The 22,924-nt window shown below is 70.2% G+C and carries 22 protein-coding genes; 9 read left to right on the forward strand and 13 right to left on the reverse strand.

Going from position 1 to position 22,924, the window contains the following annotated elements:
- Positions 1-52 precede the first annotated feature (52 nt).
- Together ACTJLD_RS05850 and ACTJLD_RS05855 are read right to left on the reverse strand one after the other, a co-directional pair.
- The gene (locus tag ACTJLD_RS05850) at positions 53-601 is read right to left on the reverse strand and encodes a DUF3005 domain-containing protein (protein WP_060085040.1); all 549 of its coding nucleotides are present in this window, start codon (positions 599-601) and stop codon (positions 53-55) included.
- Between the two features lie 214 nt (positions 602-815).
- Positions 816-1,055, reverse strand: a complete 240-nt coding sequence (locus tag ACTJLD_RS05855; RefSeq protein WP_060314592.1) for a hypothetical protein — start codon at positions 1,053-1,055, stop codon at positions 816-818.
- 218 nt (positions 1,056-1,273) lie between these two features.
- Between ACTJLD_RS05855 and ACTJLD_RS05860 the strand changes: the two genes are divergently transcribed.
- The 3 genes from ACTJLD_RS05860 (at position 1,274) to ACTJLD_RS05870 (ending at position 4,845) form a co-directional block, all read left to right on the forward strand.
- Positions 1,274-2,824 (forward strand): NCS1 family nucleobase:cation symporter-1, encoded by a 1,551-nt coding sequence (locus ACTJLD_RS05860; protein WP_440658278.1) that lies wholly within the window; start codon positions 1,274-1,276, stop codon positions 2,822-2,824.
- Between the two features lie 22 nt (positions 2,825-2,846).
- Positions 2,847-3,575, forward strand: coding sequence for an aspartate/glutamate racemase family protein (locus ACTJLD_RS05865; RefSeq protein WP_027791222.1), 729 nt, complete (start codon positions 2,847-2,849; stop codon positions 3,573-3,575).
- Between the two features lie 61 nt (positions 3,576-3,636).
- Positions 3,637-4,845: a LysR family transcriptional regulator gene (locus tag ACTJLD_RS05870; protein WP_440658279.1), complete on the forward strand. Its 1,209-nt coding sequence runs from the start codon at positions 3,637-3,639 to the stop codon at positions 4,843-4,845.
- Positions 4,846-4,896: 51 nt separating this feature from the next.
- Here the strand turns inward: ACTJLD_RS05870 and ACTJLD_RS05875 are convergent, their stop codons facing one another.
- Positions 4,897-6,468 carry an MFS transporter gene (locus ACTJLD_RS05875; RefSeq protein ID WP_440658280.1) on the reverse strand — a complete coding sequence of 524 codons (1,572 nt, stop codon included), beginning with the start codon at positions 6,466-6,468 and terminating at the stop codon, positions 4,897-4,899.
- A gap of 100 nt (positions 6,469-6,568) precedes the next feature.
- Between ACTJLD_RS05875 and ACTJLD_RS05880 the strand changes: the two genes are divergently transcribed.
- Positions 6,569-7,459: a LysR family transcriptional regulator gene (locus tag ACTJLD_RS05880; protein WP_060373038.1), complete on the forward strand. Its 891-nt coding sequence runs from the start codon at positions 6,569-6,571 to the stop codon at positions 7,457-7,459.
- 148 nt (positions 7,460-7,607) lie between these two features.
- The gene (locus ACTJLD_RS05885; protein WP_440658281.1) at positions 7,608-8,594 is read left to right on the forward strand and encodes an ABC transporter substrate-binding protein; all 987 of its coding nucleotides are present in this window, start codon (positions 7,608-7,610) and stop codon (positions 8,592-8,594) included.
- Positions 8,595-8,623: 29 nt separating this feature from the next.
- Here the strand turns inward: ACTJLD_RS05885 and ACTJLD_RS05890 are convergent, their stop codons facing one another.
- Positions 8,624-8,983, reverse strand: coding sequence for a phage protein NinX family protein (locus ACTJLD_RS05890; protein ID WP_334035746.1), 360 nt, complete (start codon positions 8,981-8,983; stop codon positions 8,624-8,626).
- A gap of 315 nt (positions 8,984-9,298) precedes the next feature.
- Between ACTJLD_RS05890 and ACTJLD_RS05895 the strand changes: the two genes are divergently transcribed.
- The 4 genes from ACTJLD_RS05895 to ACTJLD_RS05910 all read left to right on the forward strand — a co-directional run bounded on the left by ACTJLD_RS05895 (position 9,299) and on the right by ACTJLD_RS05910 (position 14,269).
- Complete coding sequence (locus tag ACTJLD_RS05895) at positions 9,299-10,396, forward strand: glycosyltransferase family 2 protein (protein ID WP_060373036.1); 1,098 nt, start codon at positions 9,299-9,301, stop codon at positions 10,394-10,396.
- A 6-nt stretch (positions 10,397-10,402) separates the two neighbouring features.
- On the forward strand, positions 10,403-11,665 hold the full coding sequence (locus tag ACTJLD_RS05900) for a glycosyltransferase family 87 protein (RefSeq protein WP_134257558.1): 1,263 nt from the start codon (positions 10,403-10,405) through the stop codon (positions 11,663-11,665).
- A 255-nt stretch (positions 11,666-11,920) separates the two neighbouring features.
- Complete coding sequence (locus ACTJLD_RS05905) at positions 11,921-13,000, forward strand: glycosyltransferase family 2 protein (RefSeq protein ID WP_440658283.1); 1,080 nt, start codon at positions 11,921-11,923, stop codon at positions 12,998-13,000.
- A 15-nt stretch (positions 13,001-13,015) separates the two neighbouring features.
- Positions 13,016-14,269, forward strand: coding sequence for a glycosyltransferase family 87 protein (locus ACTJLD_RS05910; RefSeq protein ID WP_440658284.1), 1,254 nt, complete (start codon positions 13,016-13,018; stop codon positions 14,267-14,269).
- Here ACTJLD_RS05910 and ACTJLD_RS05915 read toward each other — a convergent pair.
- Genes ACTJLD_RS05915 through ACTJLD_RS05955 form a run of 9 tightly spaced genes read right to left on the reverse strand, consistent with a single transcriptional unit; the run spans position 14,242 to position 22,913 of the window.
- Positions 14,242-15,282, reverse strand: coding sequence for a TadG family pilus assembly protein (locus ACTJLD_RS05915; RefSeq protein WP_333974154.1), 1,041 nt, complete (start codon positions 15,280-15,282; stop codon positions 14,242-14,244). The genes ACTJLD_RS05910 and ACTJLD_RS05915 overlap by 28 nt on opposite strands.
- Positions 15,275-15,703 (reverse strand): TadE/TadG family type IV pilus assembly protein, encoded by a 429-nt coding sequence (locus ACTJLD_RS05920; protein ID WP_021162502.1) that lies wholly within the window; start codon positions 15,701-15,703, stop codon positions 15,275-15,277. The genes ACTJLD_RS05915 and ACTJLD_RS05920 overlap by 8 nt, the downstream gene beginning before the upstream one ends.
- Positions 15,700-16,575 (reverse strand): tetratricopeptide repeat protein, encoded by an 876-nt coding sequence (locus ACTJLD_RS05925; protein WP_060357611.1) that lies wholly within the window; start codon positions 16,573-16,575, stop codon positions 15,700-15,702. Before ACTJLD_RS05925 ends, ACTJLD_RS05920 begins: the two co-directional genes overlap by 4 nt.
- Complete coding sequence (locus ACTJLD_RS05930) at positions 16,572-17,516, reverse strand: type II secretion system F family protein (protein ID WP_021164083.1); 945 nt, start codon at positions 17,514-17,516, stop codon at positions 16,572-16,574. The genes ACTJLD_RS05925 and ACTJLD_RS05930 overlap by 4 nt, the downstream gene beginning before the upstream one ends.
- Positions 17,513-18,490: a type II secretion system F family protein gene (locus ACTJLD_RS05935; protein ID WP_124545668.1), complete on the reverse strand. Its 978-nt coding sequence runs from the start codon at positions 18,488-18,490 to the stop codon at positions 17,513-17,515. Before ACTJLD_RS05935 ends, ACTJLD_RS05930 begins: the two co-directional genes overlap by 4 nt.
- Positions 18,487-19,893, reverse strand: coding sequence for a CpaF family protein (locus ACTJLD_RS05940; protein WP_124531604.1), 1,407 nt, complete (start codon positions 19,891-19,893; stop codon positions 18,487-18,489). The genes ACTJLD_RS05935 and ACTJLD_RS05940 overlap by 4 nt, the downstream gene beginning before the upstream one ends.
- Positions 19,890-21,113 (reverse strand): AAA family ATPase, encoded by a 1,224-nt coding sequence (locus ACTJLD_RS05945; protein WP_124531606.1) that lies wholly within the window; start codon positions 21,111-21,113, stop codon positions 19,890-19,892. The genes ACTJLD_RS05940 and ACTJLD_RS05945 overlap by 4 nt, the downstream gene beginning before the upstream one ends.
- Positions 21,114-21,134: 21 nt before the next feature.
- A complete protein-coding gene (locus ACTJLD_RS05950) occupies positions 21,135-21,515 on the reverse strand; it encodes a CpaD family pilus assembly lipoprotein (protein WP_021164087.1) in 381 nt (126 codons plus the stop codon).
- Between the two features lie 15 nt (positions 21,516-21,530).
- On the reverse strand, positions 21,531-22,913 hold the full coding sequence (locus ACTJLD_RS05955) for a type II and III secretion system protein family protein (protein ID WP_021164088.1): 1,383 nt from the start codon (positions 22,911-22,913) through the stop codon (positions 21,531-21,533).
- Between the last annotated feature and the right edge of the window lie 11 nt (positions 22,914-22,924).

Below are 22,924 nucleotides of genomic sequence, written 5' to 3' on the forward strand. Positions count from 1 at the left end.
GCCGGTGCGAGTGCACCGGCCGCCACACGCCGGGTACGCGTATCCGGCGGTATCAGTCGATCCGCTCGAGGCAGATCACGTGCTCGGCGCGCGCACCGTCGCCGTGCTCGACGTCGACATCGCCGACATGCCGCACGCGCCAGCCCGGCCGCGTCGCGATCTGCGGCATGTTGCCGCCCGGCCGGCTCTCGATCCCGCCGAGCCCCTCGTCGGGCGTATCGACCGCGTCGTCGAGCGACGCGTTCGAGTAGATCACGTTGTCCTGCAGTTCCGACGCGCCGGTGCGCGCCTCCATGCCCTTGCCGTCGACGTCGACCGTGTTGTCGGTCATCGCCATGTTCGCGTTGTCGAGCGTGACGATCCGGCCGGCCGCGCGACGCACGGGATCGCCGCTGTCGACCGCATGCGCGCCGACGTCGATCGGCGGCAGGCCGGTCGGCGTTTTCGCCGCGACCGCCTCGGGCGTCAGCGGCCGCTTCGCCACCTCGGCGGCCTGGGTCGCCGCGTCGGGCATGTCGCCGGCTGCCGGGGTCTTCACCGGACTCTTCGCGATCTGTTCCTGCTGCTGTTGCGGGGTTGGATTCGATTCCGCGTTCTGCATCGCACCTCCTGTTCCGGACGGCGTGCGCCGGCGTGATGCCGGCGCCGGTCCGGGAATCGCTACAACGGTCCTTGCAAATCTTTCACGCGCAGGTACGCCGCGCACGCGCGTCCTGCGACGCCCATGCGGCATGGGCATGCCGCACGGCAGCGCACGGGTGACGAACCGGCGCACGCCGCGTGCACGTGCACGTGCGCCGCCCGCCTGATGCCGGTCAGCCGCCGCTTGCGCCCGCCGGCGCGGAAGCCGCGCCCGGCATGCTTGCCGCGCCGCCCGGCGTGCCCGACGGCGCGGTGGACGGCGCCGGCGACATGCCGCCCGTGGCGCTGGTGTCCGAGCTCGCACCGGTACCGGTGTCGCTCTTTTTCTGGCAACCCGCACCCGCCGCCAGGCCGGCGATCAGGATGCCGGCGAAGACGGCTCGCGATACGTGACGAAGGGAATATCGCTGCATGACACCTCCGCTGATGTCGGTGGATGGAACCCTTCGACGCGCAATCCCCGTGCCTCGCCATCGATCCCTCCCATTCATTTTTCAAATGGCGCCCAGCCGAATATTTAATTTCCCATCACCGTGCCGGCCACCCATACTCGCCAACAAATCCGAGACATAACGTCCACGGCGGCCGGGCCGTCGCAGCGTATACGCGCTGCCGGTTTCGCGCCCCGCACATGGAAGGAGACAACGGCGTGCAACTGGAAGCCACCCACCGCCCGGGCATCGTGCCCGGCGCGGTCGACGCATCGCATCGAACCGATTCGGCCGCGCGCGACCCCGCGCTGAGCCCGCGGCTGCACAACCCCGACCTCGCGCCCACCAAGGCCCAGGGGCGGACGTGGGGCCGCTACAGCATCTTTGCGCTGTGGACCAACGACGTGCACAACATCGCGAACTACTCGTTCGCAATCGGGCTGTTCGCGCTCGGCCTGTCGGGCTGGCAGATGCTCGCGTCGCTCGCGATCGGCGCGGCGCTCGTGTACTGCTTCATGAACCTCACCGGCTACATGGGCCAGAAGACCGGCGTGCCGTTCCCGGTGATCAGCCGGATGAGCTTCGGCATCTACGGCGCGCTGCTGCCCGCGATGATCCGCGCGGTGATCGCGATCGCATGGTTCGGCATCCAGACCTATCTCGCGTCCGTCGTGCTGCGCGTGCTGCTCACCGCGATCTGGCCGGGCCTCGCCGCGTTCGACCAGGACGCGATCTTCGGGCTGTCGACGCTCGGCTGGGTCACGTTCGTCGCGATCTGGCTCGTGCAGATCGGCATCCTCACGTACGGGATGGAAATGGTTCGCAAGTACGAGGGGCTCGCCGGCCCGGTGATCCTCGTCACGACGCTGTCGCTCGCCGCGTGGATGTTCAGCCGCACGGGCGGCCATCTCGCGATGTCGATCGGCAAGCCGCTGACCGGCCTGAAGATGTGGACGGAGATCTTCGCGGGCGGCTCGCTGTGGCTCGCGATCTACGGCACGCTGGTGCTCAACTTCTGCGACTTCGCGCGCTCGTCGCCGAGCGCGAAAACGGTGCGGGTCGGCAACTTCTGGGGCTTGCCGGTCAACATCCTCGTGTTCGCGACGATCAGCTTCGTGCTCGCGGGCGCGCAGTTCAAGCTGAACGGCCACATCATCCACAGCCCGACGGAAATCATCGCGACGGTGCCGAACAAGCTGTTCCTCGTGCTCGGCTGCCTCGCGTTCCTGATCGTCACGGTCGCCGTGAACATCATGGCGAACTTCGTCGCGCCGGCCTTCGTGCTGACGAGCCTTGCGCCGCATCGCCTGTCGTTCCGCCGCGCGGGCCTGATCAGCGCGACGGTCGCCGTGCTGATCCTGCCGTGGAACCTGTACAACAGCCCGATCGTGATCGTCTATTTCCTGTCCGGCCTCGGCGCGCTGCTCGGCCCGCTGTACGGGATCATCACGGTCGACTACTGGCTCGTGCGCAAGCAGCGCGTGAACGTGCCCGACCTCTATACCGAAGCGCCGACCGGCACCTATTTCTACACGCGCGGCGTGAACCGCAAGGCACTTGCGGCGCTCCTGCCGTCCGCGCTGATCTCGATCACGCTCGCCGTCGTGCCGGCCTTCAGCGCGATGACGCCGTTCTCGTGGCTGCTCGGCGCGGCCATCGCGGGCAGCGTGTACTGGCTGCTGGCCGATCGCAAACGGCAATACGAGGAGCGCTCGGGCGAACCCATCGCGGTCGCCTGCGCGCAACACTGAACACACGCATACGGAGTCAGCAATGAGGATCCTGGTAGTCAACGTCAACACGACCGAGTCGATCACCGACGCGATCGCCGCGCAGGCGCAGGCCGCCGCATCGCCGGGCACGGAGATCGTCGGTCTGACGCCGCGCTTCGGCGCGGAGTCGATCGAAGGCAACTTCGAGAGCTATCTCGCGGCGATCGCCGTGATGGATCGCGTGCTGAGCTACGACGAGCCGTACGACGCGGTGATCCAGGCCGGCTACGGCGAACACGGCCGCGAAGGCCTGCAGGAACTGCTGACGGTGCCCGTCGTCGACATCACCGAAGCGGCCGCGAGCGTCGCGATGCTGCTCGGCCATCGCTACTCGGTCGTCACGACGCTCGACCGCACGGTGCCGCTGATCGAGGATCGCCTGAAGCTCGCCGGGCTCGACGCGCGCTGCGCGTCGGTGCGCGCAAGCGGCCTCGCGGTGCTCGAACTCGAGGAAAACCCGGCGCGCGCGATCGAGTCGATCGTCGGCCAGGCGCAGCGCGCGGTGAAGGACGATCACGCGGAAGTGATCTGCCTCGGCTGCGGCGGGATGGCCGGCCTCGACCGGCAGATCGAGGAATGCACGGGCGTGCCGGTCGTCGACGGCGTATCGGCCGCGGTCGCGCTCGCCGAGTCGCTGGTGCGCCTGAAGCTGAAGACGTCGAAGGTCCGCACGTATGCACCGCCGCGCCCGAAGCGGATCGTCGGCTGGCCGGGCACCTTCGCGAAATGACGCGCCGCCGGCCGGCTGCTGCGTCGCGCTCGGGCATCGTGTCGCCGGGAGACGTATCGGCATGCGGGACACGCTAGAACCGGACGCACTGCCCCGCGGCGCGTCCGACGCCGCGGGCGCGCTCGACGTGCTCGATGCGCGGCTGATGCGCATCCTGCTCGTGCTGCTCACCGAGCGCACCGTGTCGCGCGCGGCCGTGCGGCTGAACATGTCGCAGCCGGCGACGAGCGCCGCGCTCAAGCGCCTGCGCACGCTGCTCGGCGATCCGTTGCTGGTGCGCAGCCGCTACGGGATGGTGCCGACCGAGTTCGGCGCGCGGCTGATCGAACCGCTGCGCAACGCGCTGCGCGTGATCGACTTCATCCGCATCCAGCAGCCGACGTTCGACGCGCGCACGTCGGTGCGCACCTACCGGATCGGCTGCCCCGACTACCTGAACGTGCTGTTCGTGCCGAAGCTCGTCGCGCTGTTCCGCGAACGCGCGCCGAACGCGCAGCTCGTGTTCCATCCGCTCGGCGACGGCTTCGACGACGAGCGCGCACTGGCCGACGGCGAACTCGACGTCGTGATCGACAATCGCCCGGCGCGCTCGTCGCGGTTCCGGCAGGACGACCTGTTCGACGATCGCGTTGTATGCCTGATGCGCGCGACGCATCCGCTCGCACGGCACGGCGCGATGACGGCCGCCGATTTTGCCGACGCGCCGCAGCTGTGCCCGACACCGTCGTGGCTCGAGGCGTCCGGCGCGATCGACCGGCAGCTCGAACGCGTGGGCCTGCAGCGGCGGATCGTCGTCACGCTGCCCCACTTCGAACTTGCCGCGCATGCGCTCGTGCGCACCGACATGCTCCTGACCACCACGTACCGGCTCGCGCGGCATTATGCGAAGCTGCTGCCGCTCGCCGCCGTCGCGCTGCCGGCGGAGCCGCCGGACATCGTGTACCGGATGACGTGGAACGAATCGGGCGCGTGCGTGGACGGCGTGCGCTGGCTGCGCGGGCTGATCGCGGAAGCGACACGCGCGTGGCTCGACGCCGAGGCGATGCTGCCGGCGGTTGCCGCGGTTCCCGCCGGCGCAGCTGCGGACGCAGGGAACAGCGTGACGGCTGCGGGCGATACGGCCGATGCACCCGATACAGACGCTACAGCCGATACGCCCGAACCGGTTCGACGCACGCGCCGCAGGCACGCGACGCGTTGCCGTGCATCGCACCCGCCGCGCGTCGCCCGTGCGGCACGCATCCACCGTCACGCGACGAAGTCGCATTGACCGGCGCGACCGACAGGCGCGACAACGCGCCGCTCCATACGTCACACACTTTCACGCACCATCGCGCATCGGTTGCGCAAGCAACTTCCATGCGACGACGGCCACGACGAGCGCGAGCACGCCGCTCACCGTCAGCGCGTCGGCAAACCCGCTCGCGAACGCGACGGGCGCCGCCTTCGCGAGCGCGCCGGCGGCCGACGGCGGCACACGCTCGAGCGCCCGCGCCAGGTCGCCGGCCAGCAGGCTCGACATGAACGGCGCATCGGCGAACGCGCGCAGGCCGGGCGCGGCGGACAGCAGCCGGTCGAGCCGCGCCTGCGTGCTCGCCGCCAGCACCGCGCCGAGCACGCCGACGGCCGTCACGATCGCCGAGAAGCGCGTCGTCGTGCTGATGCCCGACGCCATGCCGGTGCGATTCGACGGCACGCACGCCATGATCGCCTTCTGCGTGTCGCCGTTCATGATGCCCGCGCCGCAGCCCGTCACGAACATGCCGATCGCGACGAGCCGGTAGTCGCCGGCGGCCGTCAGCGCCGCGGTCGCGAGGTTGCCCGCGCCGATCAGCGCGAGCCCGCCCGCCAGCACGCCGCCGGACGACAGGCGCGCGGCCAGCGCCGCGCCGAGCGACGGCCCGGCGATCATCGCGAACGCGAACGGCAGCATCCCGAGCCCCGCGTCGATCGCCGACATCCCGAACGCGTTCTGCAGGTACAGCGGCAGGAACGTCATCATCACCTGCGCGCACGCCGCATAACCGAACATCGCGAGCACGGCGCCGACGAAGCGCGGCTGGCGGAACAGCGCGAGATCGATCATCGGCCGCGCCTGCCAGCGCTCCGCGCCGACGAACGCCGCGAACAGCGCGGCGGCGAGCGCGAGCCGGCCGAGCGTCGCGGCCGACAGCCAGCCGTGCGACGGCGCGCCGATCAGGGCCGCGATCGCGCACGCGAGCGCCGCGCCGAACAACAGGCTGCCGGCCGCATCCACGCGCTTCGCGTGCGGATCGCGCGACTCGTCGATCGCGACGCGCGCGCCGGCCGCGAGCAGCATGCAGACGGGCAGGTTCAGCAGGAACACCCAGCGCCACCCGATCCATTGCGTGATCGCGCCGCCGACGAGCGGCGCGACGGCCGTCGCGATCCCCATGCACATGCCCCAGATCGCCCACGCGCGCGCCCGCTCGCGCCCCTCCGGAAAACGGTTCGCGATCACGGCGAGCGCGGCCGTCAGCAACAGCGCGGCGCCGCCGCCCTTCACCGCACGCGCGGCGATCAGCCAGCCGGCCGACGGCGCGACGCCGCAGCCGAGCGACGCGAGAAAGAACAGCGCGAGCCCCGCGCCGAGCATCCGCTTGCGCCCGAAGCGGTCGGCGAGCCCGCCGGCCGGCAGCAGGCAGGCGGCGAACGCGGTCATGTACGCGCTCACGACCCATTCGATATCGGCGAAGCTCGCGTGGAAGCTGCGCGCGATGCTCGGTAGCGACACGGCGACGACGTTCGTGTCGAGCACGATCAGCGAGCAGGTCGCGGACGCAACGGCGAGCGTCGCGGCGGCGGGCATGCGGCCGCCCGTGCGCGGGGCGGCAGCCGCGCCCGCGCGCGACGCCGGTGAAGACTGGGACATCGGACACTCCGGAACAGGTTGAACGAACCGTATGCTAGGCTTGCCCGGTATTGCCCGTCATTGACACTCAGACGCTTTTTTATTGACGAAAACTGCAATCATGGATCGGCTCGAATTCCGTCACGTGCGCGCGTTCCTGAGCGTCGCGCAGCACCTGCACTTCGCCCGCGCGGCCGAGGCGCTCGACATGGCGCCGCCCGCGCTCACGCGGCAGATCCAGGAAGCCGAACGCGTGCTCGGCGTGCGTCTCTTTCACCGGTCGCGCCGCGCGGTCACGCTGAGCGCGGCCGGCGAGGCCTATCTCGGCGAAGCGCGCGCCGCGGTCGAGCACCTGCAGCGCGGCCGCGAACTCGCGGCGCTGGCCGAGCGCGGCGAGCTCGGCCGGATCGAGATCGGCTACGTGTCGTCGGCCGTCTATTCGGGCACGCTGCAGCGCACGGTCGGCGCGTTTCGCGACGCGCATCCGCGCATCGAACTGAACCTGCGCGAAGTGCCGATGGACGACGTCGCGAACCAGCTCGACACCGGCCGCCTCGACCTCGCGTACGTCCGCCCGCCGCTGCCGCTGCCCGGCGGCCTGCGGATCGTCACGCTGCAACGCGACGTGTTCGTCGCGGCCGTGCCGGCCGGGTCGCGCTACGCGTCGATGGCCGCCGTTCGCGCGGCCGACCTCGCCCACGCGCGCTTCGCGGTGCCCGAACAGGAGCGCGGCACGCTCGAAGTCGCGCGCCGCGGCCGCTTCGCGCCGCTGGTCGCCGCCCGCCCGGGCGGCTTGCTCGCGGTGCTCGCGTGCGTGTCCGTGAACGGCTGGGTCGCGGTGATTCCCGATGCGCTCGCCGGCTGCGTGTCGCTGCCGGGTGTCGTGTACCGGCCGATCGCCGGCAAGCCGATCACGTCGGAACTCGCGCTCGCGCACCGGCGCTTCGAAAAGGCGCCGGCGGTGCGCGCGTTCCTGCGGACGGTTCCGTCGGCCGCGCAAGATGCTGGATGAAACGCCCGCGTGCGGCGACGGCGGCGATGGCGGCCGCCGCGGCGCGAATATGCATTGCACGATTCGATGTTTGTCGGCTGGAAACCGATTCCGTAACCTGCCCGGCAACCGCGCCACCTGCGCGCGGGTAACCGAGGACACTCCGCCGATGAACTCAACCTCCGCCCCGGCGCGCCGCCGCGTGCTGCAGCGTCTTGTCGCCCTCGCCGCCGCGCCGCTCGCCGGCGGCGTCGCACTGCCCGCCCATGCGGCGGGCGCCGACCCGTCGGGCGTCACGCTCGTGCTCGGCGACCAGGCCGGCGGCCTGCGCGCGCTCGCCGAAGCCGCGCGCGTGCTCGACGGCACGCCTTACCGGTTCCGCTGGGCCAACTTCCAGGGTGCCGCGCCGCTGTTCGAGGCGCAGCGCGCGGGGGCGATCGATCTCGCGCCGGCCGGCGACCTGCCCGTGCTGACGGCCGCGCTCGGCGATCCGTCATTGCGGATCGTCGCGACGCGCGTCGGCTCGGCGACATCGCTCGGCATCATCGTGCAGCCCGATTCGCCGGTCCGCACCGTCGCCGACCTGAAAGGACAGACCGTCGTCGTGTCGTCCGCGCGCGGCAGCATTTCGCAGTACCAGCTGTACGGGGCGCTGCGCGAACACGGCCTCGCGCCGCGTGACGTCGACGTGCGCTTCGTGCTGCCCGTCGACGCGTTCGCCGCGTTCGAGGCGAAGCGGATCGGCATCTGGGCGACGTTCGACCCGTACTACGGGCATGCGGTACGACGCGGCGCGCGCGTCGTCCGTGACGGCAGCGGCATCAATTCCGGGCTGGCGTTCCTCACGTCGCCGGTCGAAACGCTCGACGATCGCGCGAAGCGCGCGGCGCTCGCGGACGTGCTGGCGCGGCTCGCCCGCGCGGGCCAGTGGGCGCTCGCGCATCCCGCCGACTACGCGACCGTCTATGCGTCGCTCACGCGCCTGCCGCCCGACGCGGCCACCGACATCGCGCGCCGGGCCGCGCTCGCGCAGCGCAGCCTCAGCGGTGCCGACATCGACGTGCTGCAGCGTGTCGCCGACCGCGCGGCGGCCGACGCGATCCTGCCGCGGCGCGTCGACGTCGCCTCGATCGCGATCCGCAACGTGTCCGCCTGAACGATGACGCGCGTGGCGGCGTTCAGCGTTCAGCGCGGCCGCGGCATGTCGAGGTCCGGCACGTCGTCGCCGAACGTGGAGGCGACGAGCGTGCGCATGGCGGCGACCAGCAGCATCGGCCCCGACTGGTTGGACGTGCAGCGCTCGCCCGCGGCCGGCACGGCCCGCCACGCGCCACGGCCGCCCTCGCGTTCGAAAGCGGCGAACGGCAGCCGCTCGACGATCGGGCCGCCGTCCGTCCACGATGTCGACGGCGCGAACGGAGCCGGCGCCGCGCCCGCCGCGCGAATCGACGTACACCCGGACGCATCGGCGCGCGGGGCGTCATGGCCCTGCGCGACCGCGACCCAGTAGTCCAGCGGCGCGCCTGTCAGATCCCGGACTTGCATGCCCGTCACCGTCACCGTCGTTTTCGAATCGACATGCCGACCATTGCATCTGCGGCGGTTGCGGTTCCCGATGGCGCCGAAGCGCGCTGCCATATCGCTGAAATCCCTCCCCCGAGCAAACCCGCGCACGTTGTCACGGCCGCGTCACTCGTGCGTACAATGATCCGACCGCTTGCCGCCGCCGTTCACGGCAAACGAATCAGGACATTACAAACAGAGAACACACAAAACTGCGCCGATCCGGAGCTGTTTCCGGGAGTTCGGCGACATCAGGACCAGACAATGCGGCGCAGACCTGATCTCACGGGGGGACATATGTCCAGGCACACCCGAAAGCCGTTGGTATCGCTCGTCGTACCCTTCCATGACGAGGCGGAAGCGATCGACGCATTCTTTGCGACTGCCCTTCCCATCCTCGAATCGATCGACACCACGCGCTTCGAAATCGTTTGCGTGAACGACGGCAGCCGCGACGACACGCTGGACAGGCTCATCGACATCGCAGCCGGCGACCCGCGCGTGCGCATCGTCGATCTCACCCGACGCTTCGGCAAGGAAGCCGCGCTCACCGCCGGCATCGACGAAGCCGCCGGCACCGCCGTGATCCTGATCGATGCCGACCTGCAGGATCCGCCCGCTCTGATCCCCGCGATGGTCGAACGCTGGCTCGCCGGCGCCGAGGTCGTCGCCGCGAAACGCACCGACCGCATGTGCGATCCGCTGATGCAGCGCGTGGCCGCCGCGCTCTACTACCGCGTCCACAACCGCCTCTCCGAAGTCGAGATGCCCGAGAACGTCGGCGATTTCCGGCTGATGGACCGCCAGGTCGTCGACGCGCTGCGTGCGCTGCCCGAGCGGCGGCGTTTCATGAAAGGCCTGTTCGCGTGGGTCGGCTATCGCACCGAGATCATCGAATACACGCGTGCCCCACGCAGCGGCGGCCGCTCGAAATTCTCCGGATGGCGGCGCTGGAACTTCGCGCTCGAAGGCATCACGAGCTTCAGCACCGTGCCGCTGCGCGTATGGACCTACATCGGCCTCGCATTCGCCGCCCTCTCGTTCATCTACGGCGCCTTCATCGTCATGCGCACGTTGCTGTTCGGCAACCCCGTGCACGGCTACGCGTCCCTCATCTCCGTGATGCTGTTCGTCGGCGGCATCCAGTTGATCGGCATCGGCGTCATCGGCGAATACCTTGGCCGCATCTATCACGAGTCGAAGCAGCGCCCCGTCTATCTCGTCCGGCGCCGTTACCGCGCCGCCGCCCTGGTGGGCCAACATCCGGCGCGGCACGTCGCGCAGCCGGACGCCTCGAAACTGCTGCCGTTTCCGGTTCGGCGCGTCGCCCCTGCCCGACGACGGCAGACGGCCGCCGTGACCGCGGCAGCAGCACGCAACCTGTCGGTCAAGTAGCGCAGCATGGATATTTCCAGCTCATCGTTTCAAGCTGACGAACGCCCTGTCCGCGTCTGGCTGACGCCCGGACGCATCGCGCTTTACAGCGCGGTCATGCTCGCGATCGGCGTGCTGTTCGTGTCGATCATGGTCCGGGTCGGCTTCCACTCGACCGACCCGGGCCTGTTCCGCCCCGGCTCGGGGTTCACGGTGTTCTGGTCCGCGTCCCATCTGATGCGCCATGGCTCGCCGTGGCAGGTCTACGATGTCCCCGCGTTTTCGCGGGCGCTCGCCGACCTGTTCCCGATCACGGCCGGCCATGCGTTCCTGCCGTGGCTGTACCCGCCTTCATATCTGCTCGTGGTGGCACCGTTCTCGCTGCTGCCCTATGCGATCGGCTATCCGCTGTTCATCGCGCTCGGCATCGTGCTGCTGGGCGTGTCGACCTGGCGCGTGTCGGGGCTCGCGGCGACGCCCGGCGCGAAACGTGTCGGCTGGCTCGCGCTGCTCGCATGTCCGGGCGTGCTCGTCACCGCGACGTACGGACAGAACGCGATGCTGACTGCGACGTGCGCCGCGCTCGCCGTGCATTTCGTCGATCGACGGCCGATGCTGGCCGGCTTCTTTATCGGACTCCTGTCGGTCAAGCCGCAACTCGCGTTGCTGTTCCCGTTCGTGCTGATCGCAGCGCGTGCGTGGCGCGCATTCGCGTGGGCCGCGGCCTTTGCGACTGCCTTCACCGCGCTGGGCATCGCGACGGGCGGCATCGAATCGCTCCATCTCTTCATGCAGAACGCGGGCGCGCTGCGTTCGCTGATCATCGAGCATGGCGTTCCGTTCTGGTTTGCGTCGCCGACGCCGTTCGCGGCGTTTCGTCTCGCCGGCCTGTCGCCGGCGCTCGCCTATGTTGGGCAGGCCGGCATCGCCGCGGTTGCGATCGCGGCCGCGTGCTTCGTCTGGCATCGCCACCAGGATGCGCGGCTGCGCGTCGCGACATTGTTCATCGCGACGCTCGCCGCGAATCCCTATGTCTGGCACTACGAACTGTCCTGGCTGTGCGTCCCGATCGCGTGCATGATCGCCATCGGCTCGCAGGACGGCTGGCTGCGCGGCGAGCAAGGTTTCGTGGCCATCCTGTGGGCGCTGCCGCTTTACGAGTTTCTGAATCCGTGGATGCATCTGCCGCAGATCGGGCCGCTCGTGACGTCGATCGCGCTGCTCATGCTGCTGCGGCGCGGACGGTTTGCCAGTCGCGGTACGCGCGCCGCGCTCGTTCGCGCCCCGTGAGCCGATAGCCGCGCACCACGCCGGCACCCTGCCCGTGCCGACTGCTGCGCTCGGCAATCGCGCCCCGGGTCGCGCTCGGGCGCCGTCGACGTCCGGCAAGTCAGGCTGACGCCCGCCCCCCTCCACACCCACATCAATTCGTGTTACGAATCCCCGATTCCTGCCTACAATGATCAGAACGCCTGTCGTCCGGCCTGCAGCGGACGACGACCTGATCCATACGGCGCAGCACGAGCCGGATCTCTCGGGGGACGTATGTCCGCGCACGCCAGAAGGCCGCTGGTATCGCTCGTCGTACCGTTCCACGACGAGGCGGAAACAATCGACGCATTCTTTGCGACTGCCCTTCCCATCCTCGAATCGATCGACACCACGCGCTTCGAAATCGTTTGCGTGAACGACGGCAGCCGCGACGACACGCTGGACAGGCTCATCGACATCGCCGCCGGCGACCCGCGCGTGCGCATCGTCGATCTCACCCGGCGCTTCGGCAAGGAAGCCGCGCTCACCGCCGGCATCGACGAAGCCGCCGGCACCGCCGTGATCCTGATCGATGCCGACCTGCAGGACCCGCCCGCTCTGATCCCCGCGATGGTCGAACGCTGGCTCGCCGGCGCCGAGGTCGTCGCCGCGAAGCGCACCGACCGCATGTGCGATCCGCTGATGCAGCGCGTGGCCGCCGCGCTCTACTACCGCGTGCACAACCGCCTCTCCGAAGTCGAAATGCCCGAGAACGTCGGCGATTTCCGGCTGATGGATCGCCAGGTCGTCGACGCGCTGCGTGCGCTGCCCGAGCGGCGGCGTTTCATGAAAGGCCTGTTCGCGTGGGTCGGCTATCGCACCGAGATCATCGAATACACGCGTGCCCCACGCAGCGGCGGCCGCTCGAAATTCTCCGGATGGCGGCGCTGGAACTTCGCGCTCGAAGGCATCACCAGCTTCAGCACCGTGCCGCTGCGCGTATGGACCTACATCGGCCTCGCGTTCGCCGCCCTCTCGTTCATCTACGGCGCCTTCATCGTCATGCGCACGCTGCTGTTCGGCAACCCCGTGCACGGCTACGCATCCCTCATCTCCGTGATGCTGTTCGTCGGCGGCATCCAGCTGATCGGCATCGGCGTGATCGGCGAATACCTCGGCCGCATCTATCACGAGTCGAAGCAGCGCCCCGTCTATCTCGTGCGCCGCCGTTACCGCGCGCAGCGGGACGCCGCCGCGCATCCTGCGTCGAAGCTGCTGCAGTTCCCGCTCAAGCGCACGCACGCGGCCCGCCGCCGGACGCCGCTCCCCGCGACTGCCGCCGGCCACGGTGCGCGAAAAGTCTCCGTCAAGTAACCGCGTACACGCCGCATGGATCTCGCCCGGCAAACGATGCGATCGGCGGACCATCCCGTCCGCGCATGGCTGACACCGCGGCGCGTCGTTGCGTACAGCGCGGTCGCGCTCGCGTGCTACGCGCTGTTCGTCGCGATCTGGATATCCGTCGTCCGTCATGCGCCGGCCACCGCCTTGTCGCGCCCGGGCCCCGACTACGCGGTGTTCTGGACGGCGTCGTACGTGATGCTGCACGGCTCGCCGTGGCAAGCGTACGATGTGCCGACCTTCTCGCGGCTGGCCGCCGAGCTGTTCCCGCAGTTCCGCCGCGACGACCTCGTCGCGTGGCTGTACCCGCCCACCAACCTGCTGCTCGTGACGCCGCTCGCGCTGCTGCCTTTTGCGATCGGCTATCCGCTGTTCGTCGCGTTCGGTGTCGCCGTGTTCGGTTTAGCCGCATCGCGCGTATCGGGCCTCGGCGCGATCCCCGGCGCAGGGCGCGTCGGCGGGTTCGCGCTGATCGCCGCCCCGTGCGTGTTCGTCACCGGGATGTTCGGGCAAAACGCGTTCCTGACCGCGTCGTGCGCGGCGCTGGCCGTCTGCTGGGCGGACCGCCGGCCGATGTGGGCCGGCCTCTGCATCGGCCTGCTGTCGGCCAAGCCGCAACTGGCGCTGCTGTTCCCGTTCGTGCTGATCGCCACGCGCGCATGGCGCACGATCGCGTGGGCCGCGCTCGCCACCGCCGCGTTCGCCGCATTGAGCGTCCTCGTCTGCGGCGTCGAGTCGCTCCATCGGTTCGTCGCCGGCACCGCGCTCGCGCGGTCGCTCCTCCTCGAGCAAGGTGTCGTGTTCTGGCTCGCGTCGCCGGCGCCGTTCGCCGCCTTCCGGCTCGCGGGCCTGACGCCCGGGCTCGCGTATGCCGCGCAGGCGTGCATCGCGGCGCTGGCGATCGCAGCCGCCTGCATCGTGTGGACCCGTTCGTGCGACCTCCGCCTGCGTGCCGCCGTGCTGGCGGTCGCGACGCTCGCGGCGAACCCGTACGTGTGGCACTACGAACTCGCGTGGCTCGGCATCGCGATCGCGTGCATGCTGGCGACCGGCTGGCAGGACGGCTGGCTGCGCGGCGAGCAGGCCGCGATCGCGCTCATGTGGCTGCTGCCGATCGTCGAATACCTGAACCCGTGGCTGCAATGGCCGCAGATCGGCCCGGCCGTGACGCTGTTCGCGCTCCTCGTGCTGCTGCGCCGCGCCGGCCCGCGTGCTCACAACGCGAGCCGCGGCGGCACGTAGACGCCGTAGTACGGCCCGACGCCGGTTCCGACGCCCGTCATCTTCACGCCGGCGACGAAGTGGCCCTGGATGTACTTGTACGTGCCGCCGAGCGACACGTCGATATGGAACGGCGCGAACGCGACGATCGGTACGGTGGTGCTGGTCGCGGTCTGCGTGACGACCGGCAGCACCACCGTCGTGCCGACCGGCACCGACGTATAGAGCGTCGCCTTCACGCCGGTCGCGAGATTGATGCTGTCGCCGATGTTGAGCGCCGTCGGGTTGCCGGTCGCCATCAGGTTGCCCATCGTCGTCGTGTCGGTCGCGGTCGACTGGAACGAGGTCCACTGCCCGCCCATGCAGAGCAGGCCGTAGACCTGGCCGTTCGTGATCGAGAACTCGTACGGCTGGCCGGTCAGCGGATTGATCAGTGGCTGGTTGGTCGCGGCGTTCCAGTACAGGTTGTACACGCACTGGTCGATCGCAACCGGAAACAGCGCGCCGGCCGCCACCCCGCCCGGCGCCGCCAGCACCGCCACCGCGGTCGCACTGCCGGAGGCGCCGGGAATCCCGAGCAGCCCGCCGAGCAGCAGCGGAATCGAGCCGCCGTTCACGCCGGGCGCGCGCGACACGGTGACCTGCACCGCCGGCACGTCGTAGGTGCCGGGCGTGATGGTCGTCGGCTGCATCGACGCGGGATTGCGCGTCACGTTCCAGTATCCGGTGGTCACCGTGCCGGTCGACAGCGTCGCACCGGCCGCCGAGTTCCGCGCGATCACGCCGTTCGCCGCCGGCGCGGCCTGCGACCAGTTCACCGCGCCGCCGCTCGGCGACATCATCGCATCGGCCCCCGCGAGCGCGGCCGCATCGGCCGCGTTCTGCAACTGGTTGTTCACCGTGACCACCCACGCGATGTCGATCGCCAGCGCGCCGAACGACAGCAGCGGAATCAGGAACATCAGGAAGAACAACGCGACCGAACCGCGCTGCCGCGCGGGGCCGGCGGGTTGCGTCGCGCACACGTCATTCATAGAGCATCACCGAAGTCGCCGAGACCGTCACCGGGCCGGTGAGCGCGCTGAACGCGGAACCCAGCACGAGCCCCGTATACGTGTAGGTCACGGTCACCGTCAGCGCGGTGCCCGACGTCGTGCCGTTCGCCTGCGTCACGGTCACCGCCGGGGTGGTCGCGGTGCCCCCGGTGATCAGGCTGTTCTGCATCGCGTTCTGCGCGATGCCCGCGATCTGCGTCGTGGTCAGCATCGGCACGCGCAGCACGACGCCGGCCCGCGCGGCCTCGCGGCTCGCGTTCGTGATGACGGCCTTGTCGCACAGGATCAGGCTCGTGTCGATGATGCCGATCAGCACCATCAGCAGGAACGGCAGCATCAGCACGAATTCGAGAGACACGACGCCGCGCGCGCGGCGGGCGCCGGTCGCCCCGCGTGTCATTTTGCGGCCCCCGCACCCGGCGGCGCGACGCCCGGCTCCAGCGCCGCGCCGGACATCGGCGGCGCCGCACCGGCACCGCCGGCACTGCCACCGCCCCCGCGCGACGCGAGCCGCGCGCGCACCGCCTGGTAGAAGCGCAGGTTGTCGGCCACCGCCGACGCGGGCAAATCCGCGGACAGCAGCTTCTTCGCCGAATCGGTATTGCCGAGCACGCCGTACGCGAACGCGAGGTTCTGGCGCGCCTGCCACGGCGCGGACGGCAGCCCGGCGACGTCGAGCAGCACGTTCACGCCTTCGCGCGGCCGGTTGCTCAGCACGAGCGACAACCCGAGATCGACGCGCAGCCCCTGCGCGTCCGGGTGCACGCGCAGCGCGTCGCGATACACGACCTGCGCATCCGCATGACGCCCCTGCAGGTCGAGCACGGTGCCGAGCCCTTCCGCCGCGAGCGGATGGTTCGGCTGCGCGGCCAGCAGGTCGCGATAGCGCTGCGCGGCTTCGTCGAGACGCCGCTGCCGCAACGCGACGCGCGCGAGCCCAAGCCGCGGGCCGAGCTCCGCGGGCGCCTGCCGCTGCGCCTCGTCGTAGAGGATCCGCGCGCGCTCCAGGTCGCCCGCGCGATAGTTGACGTCGCCGAGCCCCAGGCGCGCCGCGAGCGATTCGGGATGCTTCGCGAGCACCTTCTCGTACAGCGTCGATGCGAGATCGACGTTGCCGCCGGCGAGCGCGCTGTCCGCGATGCGCAGCTCGGCCTGCGGGTCGTCGCTCTTGTGCGACAGCACCGGCCGCGTCTGGATGCCCGGCGCGCAGCCGCCGGCCAGCACCGGCAGCACGGCCGCGAGCGCGAACGCACGTACGACGGATCGTGTCATCTGAATACCTCGAGCAGGCGAATCGCCGCCGGGCCCGCCGCGATCAGGCACACCGTCGGCAGGATGAACAGCATCATCGGCAACGTGATCTTCGGCGCCAGCTTCGCGGCCCGTTCCTCGAGCGCGACGATCTGCTCGGTGCGCTCGGTGCGCGACAGGGTGCGCAGTGCCTGCGTGATCGGCGTGCCGAAGCGCTGCGACTGCGTGAGCGTCGTCGCGAGCGAACGCGCCGACGTGAAATCGACGCGCGTCGCGAAATGCGCGAGCGTCGCGGACACGTCGCCGCTCAGCGTGAGCTCGTCCGCGCACACCGTCAGCTCGTCGGCGAGCGGCGGGCAGATGCGCGACAGTTCGTGCGCGACGCGCCGGATGCCCGATGCGAGGCTGTTGCCGGCCATCGTGCAGATCACCAGCAGGTCGAGCGCGTCCGGAAAGCACGCGGCGATGAGCCGCCGCCGCCGCCGGATCATCGCGCCGAGCACGTATTCCGGCACGATCACGCCGACCACGAACGCGGCGACCATCGCCAGCGCCCGGATCACGAAGTATTCGCCGAAGCGCGGAATCAGCGGGCTGAACACGATCGCGCCGCATGCGAACAGCACGCCGCAGCTCAGCTTGATCCCGATCATCGACGACACCGCGCGGCGCTCGCGAAACCCCGCGCGCGTCAGTTGCAGGCCGAGCTTCACGCGCTGCATCGGATCGAGCACCGGCAGCCGTTCGCCCAGCTGCGCGAGCCGGCGCGTCAGGTCCTGGCGAACGCCGCCCGGCTGCAGCCACCCCGTCACGGGTGCCGGCGGGTGCTGCCCGGCAGCCTGCCGCACGCGCGCGGCGATCCGCTGGCGGGTGCCGCCGCCGGGTCTGCCGAGCGCCGCCGCGACACAGGCGAGCAACAGCAGCAATTCGAAGCCGCGGGCGGCCAGTATCGACATCGTCATCGCGCGGTATCCAGTTTCGAGATCTTGCGGATCACCAGCAGGCCGACCGTCAGCAACCCGGCCGCGATCGTCAGCATCGTGTTCCCCGCGTGCGTCGAGAACAGCAGCATCACGTAGTCGCGGTTCACGAGGAACAGCGCGCCGATCATCACGAACGGCACCGCCGAAATGATGTTCGTCGTGATGCGCCCCTCGGCGGTCAGCGCGCGGGTCTTCAGGCGGATGTCGCGGCGCGTGCGGATGATGCTCGACAGCTCGTCGAGCGTTTCGCCGAGGCTGCCGCCGGTCTCGCGCTGCAGCAGCAGGTAGACGGTGAAGAACGAGAAGTCCGCGATCATCAGCCGGTCCGCCGCCTGCGTCAGCACGTCCTTGAGATCCGCGCCGACGCGCAGGCTGTCGCCCATCGAACGGAACGTCGCGCGCACCGGTTCGGCCGCGCCGTCGCCGACCATGCCGATCGCCTGCGTGACCGGAATGCCCGCGCGCACGGCCCGCACGATCACGTCGATCGCGTCCGGGAACGCTTCGAGAAAGCGCACCCGAAACCGGTCGACCAGCGCACGGTAGCTGGCGCGCATCGCGACCAGCGGCAACCCGACATAGATCAGCGGACGCAGGAAGTCCGGCGGCCCGATCAGCTTCACCGCGACGATCGCCGCGATCGCACCGGCGATCGTGCTCGCGACGACGATCCTCACCCCGCCCTTGCCGCCTACCGCGCGCACCCGCGTCACGCGGCGTTGCAGCCATGCGCGCAGGCGCCCTTGCCGGCGCTCGAGGTTGAACAGCGCGACGCCGGGCGCGGCGGACGCGTGCCCGGCGTGCCCGGCGAGCGACGGCGACAGCTTGCGCATCCGTGCGCGGATGCGCTGCGCCGGGTGATGGCTCGCGCGATCGAACAGCGACGACAGCACGAGCCCGATCGCGAGGATCGTCACGAACCCGCCCGCCGCGAACAGGTCGGCGGCCCTCATTGCCGGAAGACCTCGGCGAGCGCATCCTCGACGCCGTAATACGCGGCGCGCGCCGCGAATCCCGGCCGCAACGGCGATGCCTCGAACACGCCCTTCACCGCATCGCGCGTCGTGTCGCCTTCCTGGCGGAACACGAACAGGTCCTGCGTGATGACCACCTCGCCTTCCATCCCGACGATCTCGGTGATCCGCGTCACGCGCCGCACCCCGTCGCGCATCCGCTCGATCTGCACGAACAGGTGCACGGCGCTCGCGATCTGGCGGCGGATCGACAGCAGCTGCAGGTTCGCGTTCGCCATCATGACCATGCTCTCGAGCCGGCTGATCGCGTCGCGCGGTGAATTCGCGTGAATCGTCGTCATCGAGCCGTCGTGCCCCGTGTTCATCGCCTGGAGCACGTCGAACGCCTCGGGGCCGCGAATCTCGCCGAGGATGATGCGGTCGGGCCGCATCCGCAGCGCGTTGCGCACGAGATCGCGCTGCGAGATCCCGCCGAGCCCCTCGGTATTTTCCGGGCGCGTCTCGAGGCTCACGACGTGCGGCTGCAGCAACTGCAGCTCGGCGGCATCCTCGATCGTCACGATCCGTTCGTGCTGCTCGATATGCTGCGACAGCGCGTTGAGCAGCGTCGTCTTGCCCGAGCCGGTGCCGCCCGAGATCACGATGTTCAGCCGGCACGCGCACGCGACCTTCAACACCTGCAGCATCGGATGCGAGATGTTGCCCTGCTGCGCCATCCGCGCGAGCGTGATGTCGCGCTTCGCGAACTTGCGGATCGAGATCGATGGCCCGCGCATCGCGATCGGCGGCAGCACGACGTTCACGCGGCTGCCGTCGGCGAGCCGCGCATCGACCATCGGGCTGCTCTCGTCGACGCGCCGCCCCACCGCCGCCGCGATCCGCTGCGCGACGCTCGCCACGTGCGCGTCGTCGCGGAACTTCAGCGACGTGAGCTCGAGCCGACCCGCGCGCTCCACGTACACCTGGTCGGGCCCGTTGACGAGGATGTCGGTGACCGTGTCGTCGGCCAGCAGCGGCTCGATCGGCCCGACGCCGAACATGTCGTTCAGGATCGCATCGACGATCAGCACCTGCTCGCCGGCCGTGATCTTCAGGCGCTCGCGCTCGACCGTGTGCGCGGCCACCTGCTCGATGCCCGCGCGCACCTCGTCGCGCGTCTTCATCAGCGCCGCCGACATGTTCATCGACGTGAACACCGCGTGGCGGATCGCATCGAACTTGCTCGACCGGATCAGCGCCTCGTGGGTATCGGCCGCCACGGGGGCACGGGCCGATGCCGAAGCGGGCGCAGGTGCTTCCGCCGGAGCCGGCTCGTGCGCCACGGCGGGCGTCGCGGCCGGCACGGGGTTCGCCGGCGGCCGGTTGCGGGTACCGAACGTCACGATCCCTTCCTCCACTTGACGAGCCGCGCATACCACGGCTCGGCGACGGCCATCGGCTCGCCGGTGATGCCGTTCGCGAGCTGCCGGATCTGATCCACGAAGCCGTGCCGCTTCGCGCCTTCGATCGGCTCGCCGAGGTTCTCGGCGACGGCGAGCGTCTGCGGCTCGTGCGGCAGTTCGTGCAGCGGCGCGCCGCCGAACGCCTCCTCGAAATCGACCGGCTCGACCCGGCCCGCGACGGGCGCGAGCGGGTTGTTCAGCACCATCGACAGCAGCCGCTCGCCGGGCAGTTCCCGCACGAAGCGCACGAGCCGCGCGGCCTCGTATGCGGCATGCACCGAGCGGTCGACCACGACATGGACGAGATCGGACGCGACGAGCGCGTCCTCGAGCAGCTTGCCGGCGCCGCTCCCGACGTCGAACAGCACGTAGTGGAAGCGGTCCTTCAGCATGTCGACCAGGCGCGCGACGGCCTCGTCGCCCACCGGGGTGTCGGCGCCATACGCCAGCTCGGCGGACAGCACGTGCAGCCGGTCGCCCTTCGTGACGAACATGCGCTCGAACAATGCGTCGTCGGGGCGCTGCCCCATGTTCAGCAGTTCGATCAGCCCGTTGTTGCTGGACAGCCCGAACATCGAGTTCGCGCCGCCGCCGTGCAGGTTCAGGTCGACATAGGCCACGCGGCGGCGCTTCTCGCCCGCCAGGAAGCGCGCGAGGCTCACCGTGATCGTGGTCGCGCCGACGCCGCCGCGGGCGCCGACGAAGCTGACGACCTTGCCGGTACGCGCCTGGACGACCGATTCCGTGGCCGTCAGCGCGCGCCGCATCAACTCGACGGTCAGCGGCTTGACGATGTAGTCCTGCACGCCGATGCCGAGCAGGTTGCGAAACAGCCCGACGTCGTTCTGCGTACCGATCGCGATGACGCGCACCGACGGGTCGCACACGTCGGCGAGCCGCATCAGGTCCGACACCGGCAGCACCGAATCCGACACGTCGATGACGAGCTGGCGCGGCGAACGCTCGTACTGCTGCAGCAGCCGGATCGCATCGTCGCAGGTGCCCGCCTGCAGATGGGGGCGCGTGATCGACAGCTCCTGCGCGACGCGGCGTATCACGTCCTCGCTGCCCGGATCGGCGACGACCGCGACGAGATCGGCCGCCCCCGCGGACGCGGTGCGCCGGGTGTGCTGGCGATCGAGGAGGTTCATGGGCGGCATCGTGATGGCATCCGGGTCGGTTCAATGGCCGGGCGAGCCGGTCGTCAGCGTCTTGCCGGGCGTCGGCTGCTTCACGCGGTCCTCGACGTAGCGGCGCACCGCGTCGGCCGCGGCCTGCGCGTCCGCGCCGCCGTACGGCACGGGCGCGACGAGATCCTCCGGCCGCGCGAGCATCGCCGCGAGGTTCGAGTAGGTCGCGCAGCCGAACGGCACACCGGGCCGCGCGTACCCCGCGTCGACGAGATGCGACGGCTGCATCAGCGTCGCGCAATCGGGCGGCACCGCGCGCGCGCCGTCGAAGCCGATCGTCCGCGCATCGGGCAGGTTGACCGGCGGCGGCGCCGACAGGCAGCCCGCGAGCCCCAGCGGCAGCAGTGCGGCAACGATCGATCGGGTTCGCATGGGCGCGCCTCCGGTTCAGTACACGAAGCCCGCGGCGCCGACGAGGCGCGGCGTATCGCCCGACAGCAGGTCGAGCCCCAGGTTGCGCTGCACCGCGAACTCCAGGTCGCTGCTCGGCCGCGCGACCGTGTCGATCGCCTGCTCGAGCTGGCCGGGGCCGGCCGGCTGCACGATGTACGGCGTGACGATGACGACCACCTCGGTCTTGTTGTCCTGGAAGTTCTTCGACGAAAACAGCCGGCCGATGATCGGCAGCCGGCCGAGCCCCGGGATCTGCGACACGGTGTCGGCCGTCTGGCTCTGCAGGAGCCCGCCGATCGCGAAGCTCTGCCCGCTCGACAGCTCGACGGTCGTCTCGACGCGCCGCACCGTGAGCCCCGGCACCTTGACGCCGCCGGTCGTCACGCTGTTGTTCGCATCGACCTCGCTCACTTCCGGCCGCACCTTCAGGCTGATCCGGTTGTCGGCGAGCACGGTCGGCGTGAAATCGAGCGACACGCCGAACGGCTTGAACTCGACCGTGATCGCGCCGGTCGACGAGCCGGCCTGCGCGACCGGGATCGGAATCTCGCCGCCCGCGAGGAAGCTCGCGGTCTCGCCGGACATCGCGGTGAGATTCGGTTCGGCGAGCATCGTGATCAGGCCCTCCTGATCGAGTGCGTCGAGCACCACGTCGATCGACCAGCGCCCCGCGCGGAACCCGCCGAGCACCGAGAACGCGCCCGTCGGCGACAGGTTGAACAGGCTGGTCGTCGGATCGAACAGCGTGCGCCCGTTGAACAGCCCGCCGACGAAGTTGCCGGCCCCGCCCAGCGAGCTCCAGTTGATGCCGAGCTGCTGCGTGATGTTGCGGCTCACCTCCGTCACCCGCACGCGCAGGTTCACCTGGATCGGGCGCGACAGCGTGAGCCGGTTGACGATCTTTTCCTTGTCGTGCAGGTACGGCGTGAGCGACTGCATCACGGCGTCGGCGTCGGCCGCGCTCGGCACCTTGCCCGACACCATCAGCGAGCCCGGCGCACCGGATACCGACAGCTTCAGTTGCGGGAAGCGGCTGTCGAGCACGCCCTGCAGCGATGCCGTGTCGACCTGCACGATCACCGTCTTGCGCAGGATCGGACGATGGTTCGCGCCGAGCGCGATCAGCGTGGTCGTGCCCGCCTTCTTGCCGAACACGAATACGGTACGCGGCGACGGCACCTGGATGTCCGCGATGGCCGGATCGGCGACGAACATCGCGGTTGCGGGCTCGGGCAGCGACAGCAGTTCTCCCTTGCCGGTCGCGATCGACAGCGCCGCGCCCGCGTCCGGCGCCCGCGCGACCTGCGCGGCGGCGCCCCCGGACGCGATGCCGCAGGCCAGGCCCAGGAAAGCGATCCAACGAACCATGCGCACCATGCGTGTTCCCG

It is taken from the genome of Burkholderia sp. 22088, assembly GCF_052045915.1.
GTDB classification, from domain to species: domain Bacteria; phylum Pseudomonadota; class Gammaproteobacteria; order Burkholderiales; family Burkholderiaceae; genus Burkholderia; species Burkholderia cepacia.

What these genes read in the sequence shown, in the direction of transcription:
- ACTJLD_RS05850 (WP_060085040.1), bottom strand. Translation starts at nt 601, where the DNA reads ATGCAGAACGCGGAATCGAATCCAACCCCGCAACAGCAGCAGGAACAG.
- ACTJLD_RS05855 (WP_060314592.1), bottom strand. Translation starts at nt 1,055, where the DNA reads ATGCAGCGATATTCCCTTCGTCACGTATCGCGAGCCGTCTTCGCCGGC.
- ACTJLD_RS05860 (WP_440658278.1), top strand. Translation starts at nt 1,274, where the DNA reads ATGGAAGGAGACAACGGCGTGCAACTGGAAGCCACCCACCGCCCGGGC.
- ACTJLD_RS05865 (WP_027791222.1), top strand. Translation starts at nt 2,847, where the DNA reads ATGAGGATCCTGGTAGTCAACGTCAACACGACCGAGTCGATCACCGAC.
- ACTJLD_RS05870 (WP_440658279.1), top strand. Translation starts at nt 3,637, where the DNA reads ATGCGGGACACGCTAGAACCGGACGCACTGCCCCGCGGCGCGTCCGAC.
- ACTJLD_RS05875 (WP_440658280.1), bottom strand. Translation starts at nt 6,468, where the DNA reads ATGTCCCAGTCTTCACCGGCGTCGCGCGCGGGCGCGGCTGCCGCCCCG.
- ACTJLD_RS05880 (WP_060373038.1), top strand. Translation starts at nt 6,569, where the DNA reads ATGGATCGGCTCGAATTCCGTCACGTGCGCGCGTTCCTGAGCGTCGCG.
- ACTJLD_RS05885 (WP_440658281.1), top strand. Translation starts at nt 7,608, where the DNA reads ATGAACTCAACCTCCGCCCCGGCGCGCCGCCGCGTGCTGCAGCGTCTT.
- ACTJLD_RS05890 (WP_334035746.1), bottom strand. Translation starts at nt 8,983, where the DNA reads ATGCAAGTCCGGGATCTGACAGGCGCGCCGCTGGACTACTGGGTCGCG.
- ACTJLD_RS05895 (WP_060373036.1), top strand. Translation starts at nt 9,299, where the DNA reads ATGTCCAGGCACACCCGAAAGCCGTTGGTATCGCTCGTCGTACCCTTC.
- ACTJLD_RS05900 (WP_134257558.1), top strand. Translation starts at nt 10,403, where the DNA reads ATGGATATTTCCAGCTCATCGTTTCAAGCTGACGAACGCCCTGTCCGC.
- ACTJLD_RS05905 (WP_440658283.1), top strand. Translation starts at nt 11,921, where the DNA reads ATGTCCGCGCACGCCAGAAGGCCGCTGGTATCGCTCGTCGTACCGTTC.
- ACTJLD_RS05910 (WP_440658284.1), top strand. Translation starts at nt 13,016, where the DNA reads ATGGATCTCGCCCGGCAAACGATGCGATCGGCGGACCATCCCGTCCGC.
- ACTJLD_RS05915 (WP_333974154.1), bottom strand. Translation starts at nt 15,282, where the DNA reads ATGAATGACGTGTGCGCGACGCAACCCGCCGGCCCCGCGCGGCAGCGC.
- ACTJLD_RS05920 (WP_021162502.1), bottom strand. Translation starts at nt 15,703, where the DNA reads ATGACACGCGGGGCGACCGGCGCCCGCCGCGCGCGCGGCGTCGTGTCT.
- ACTJLD_RS05925 (WP_060357611.1), bottom strand. Translation starts at nt 16,575, where the DNA reads ATGACACGATCCGTCGTACGTGCGTTCGCGCTCGCGGCCGTGCTGCCG.
- ACTJLD_RS05930 (WP_021164083.1), bottom strand. Translation starts at nt 17,516, where the DNA reads ATGACGATGTCGATACTGGCCGCCCGCGGCTTCGAATTGCTGCTGTTG.
- ACTJLD_RS05935 (WP_124545668.1), bottom strand. Translation starts at nt 18,490, where the DNA reads ATGAGGGCCGCCGACCTGTTCGCGGCGGGCGGGTTCGTGACGATCCTC.
- ACTJLD_RS05945 (WP_124531606.1), bottom strand. Translation starts at nt 21,113, where the DNA reads ATGCCGCCCATGAACCTCCTCGATCGCCAGCACACCCGGCGCACCGCG.
- ACTJLD_RS05950 (WP_021164087.1), bottom strand. Translation starts at nt 21,515, where the DNA reads ATGCGAACCCGATCGATCGTTGCCGCACTGCTGCCGCTGGGGCTCGCG.
- ACTJLD_RS05955 (WP_021164088.1), bottom strand. Translation starts at nt 22,913, where the DNA reads ATGGTGCGCATGGTTCGTTGGATCGCTTTCCTGGGCCTGGCCTGCGGC.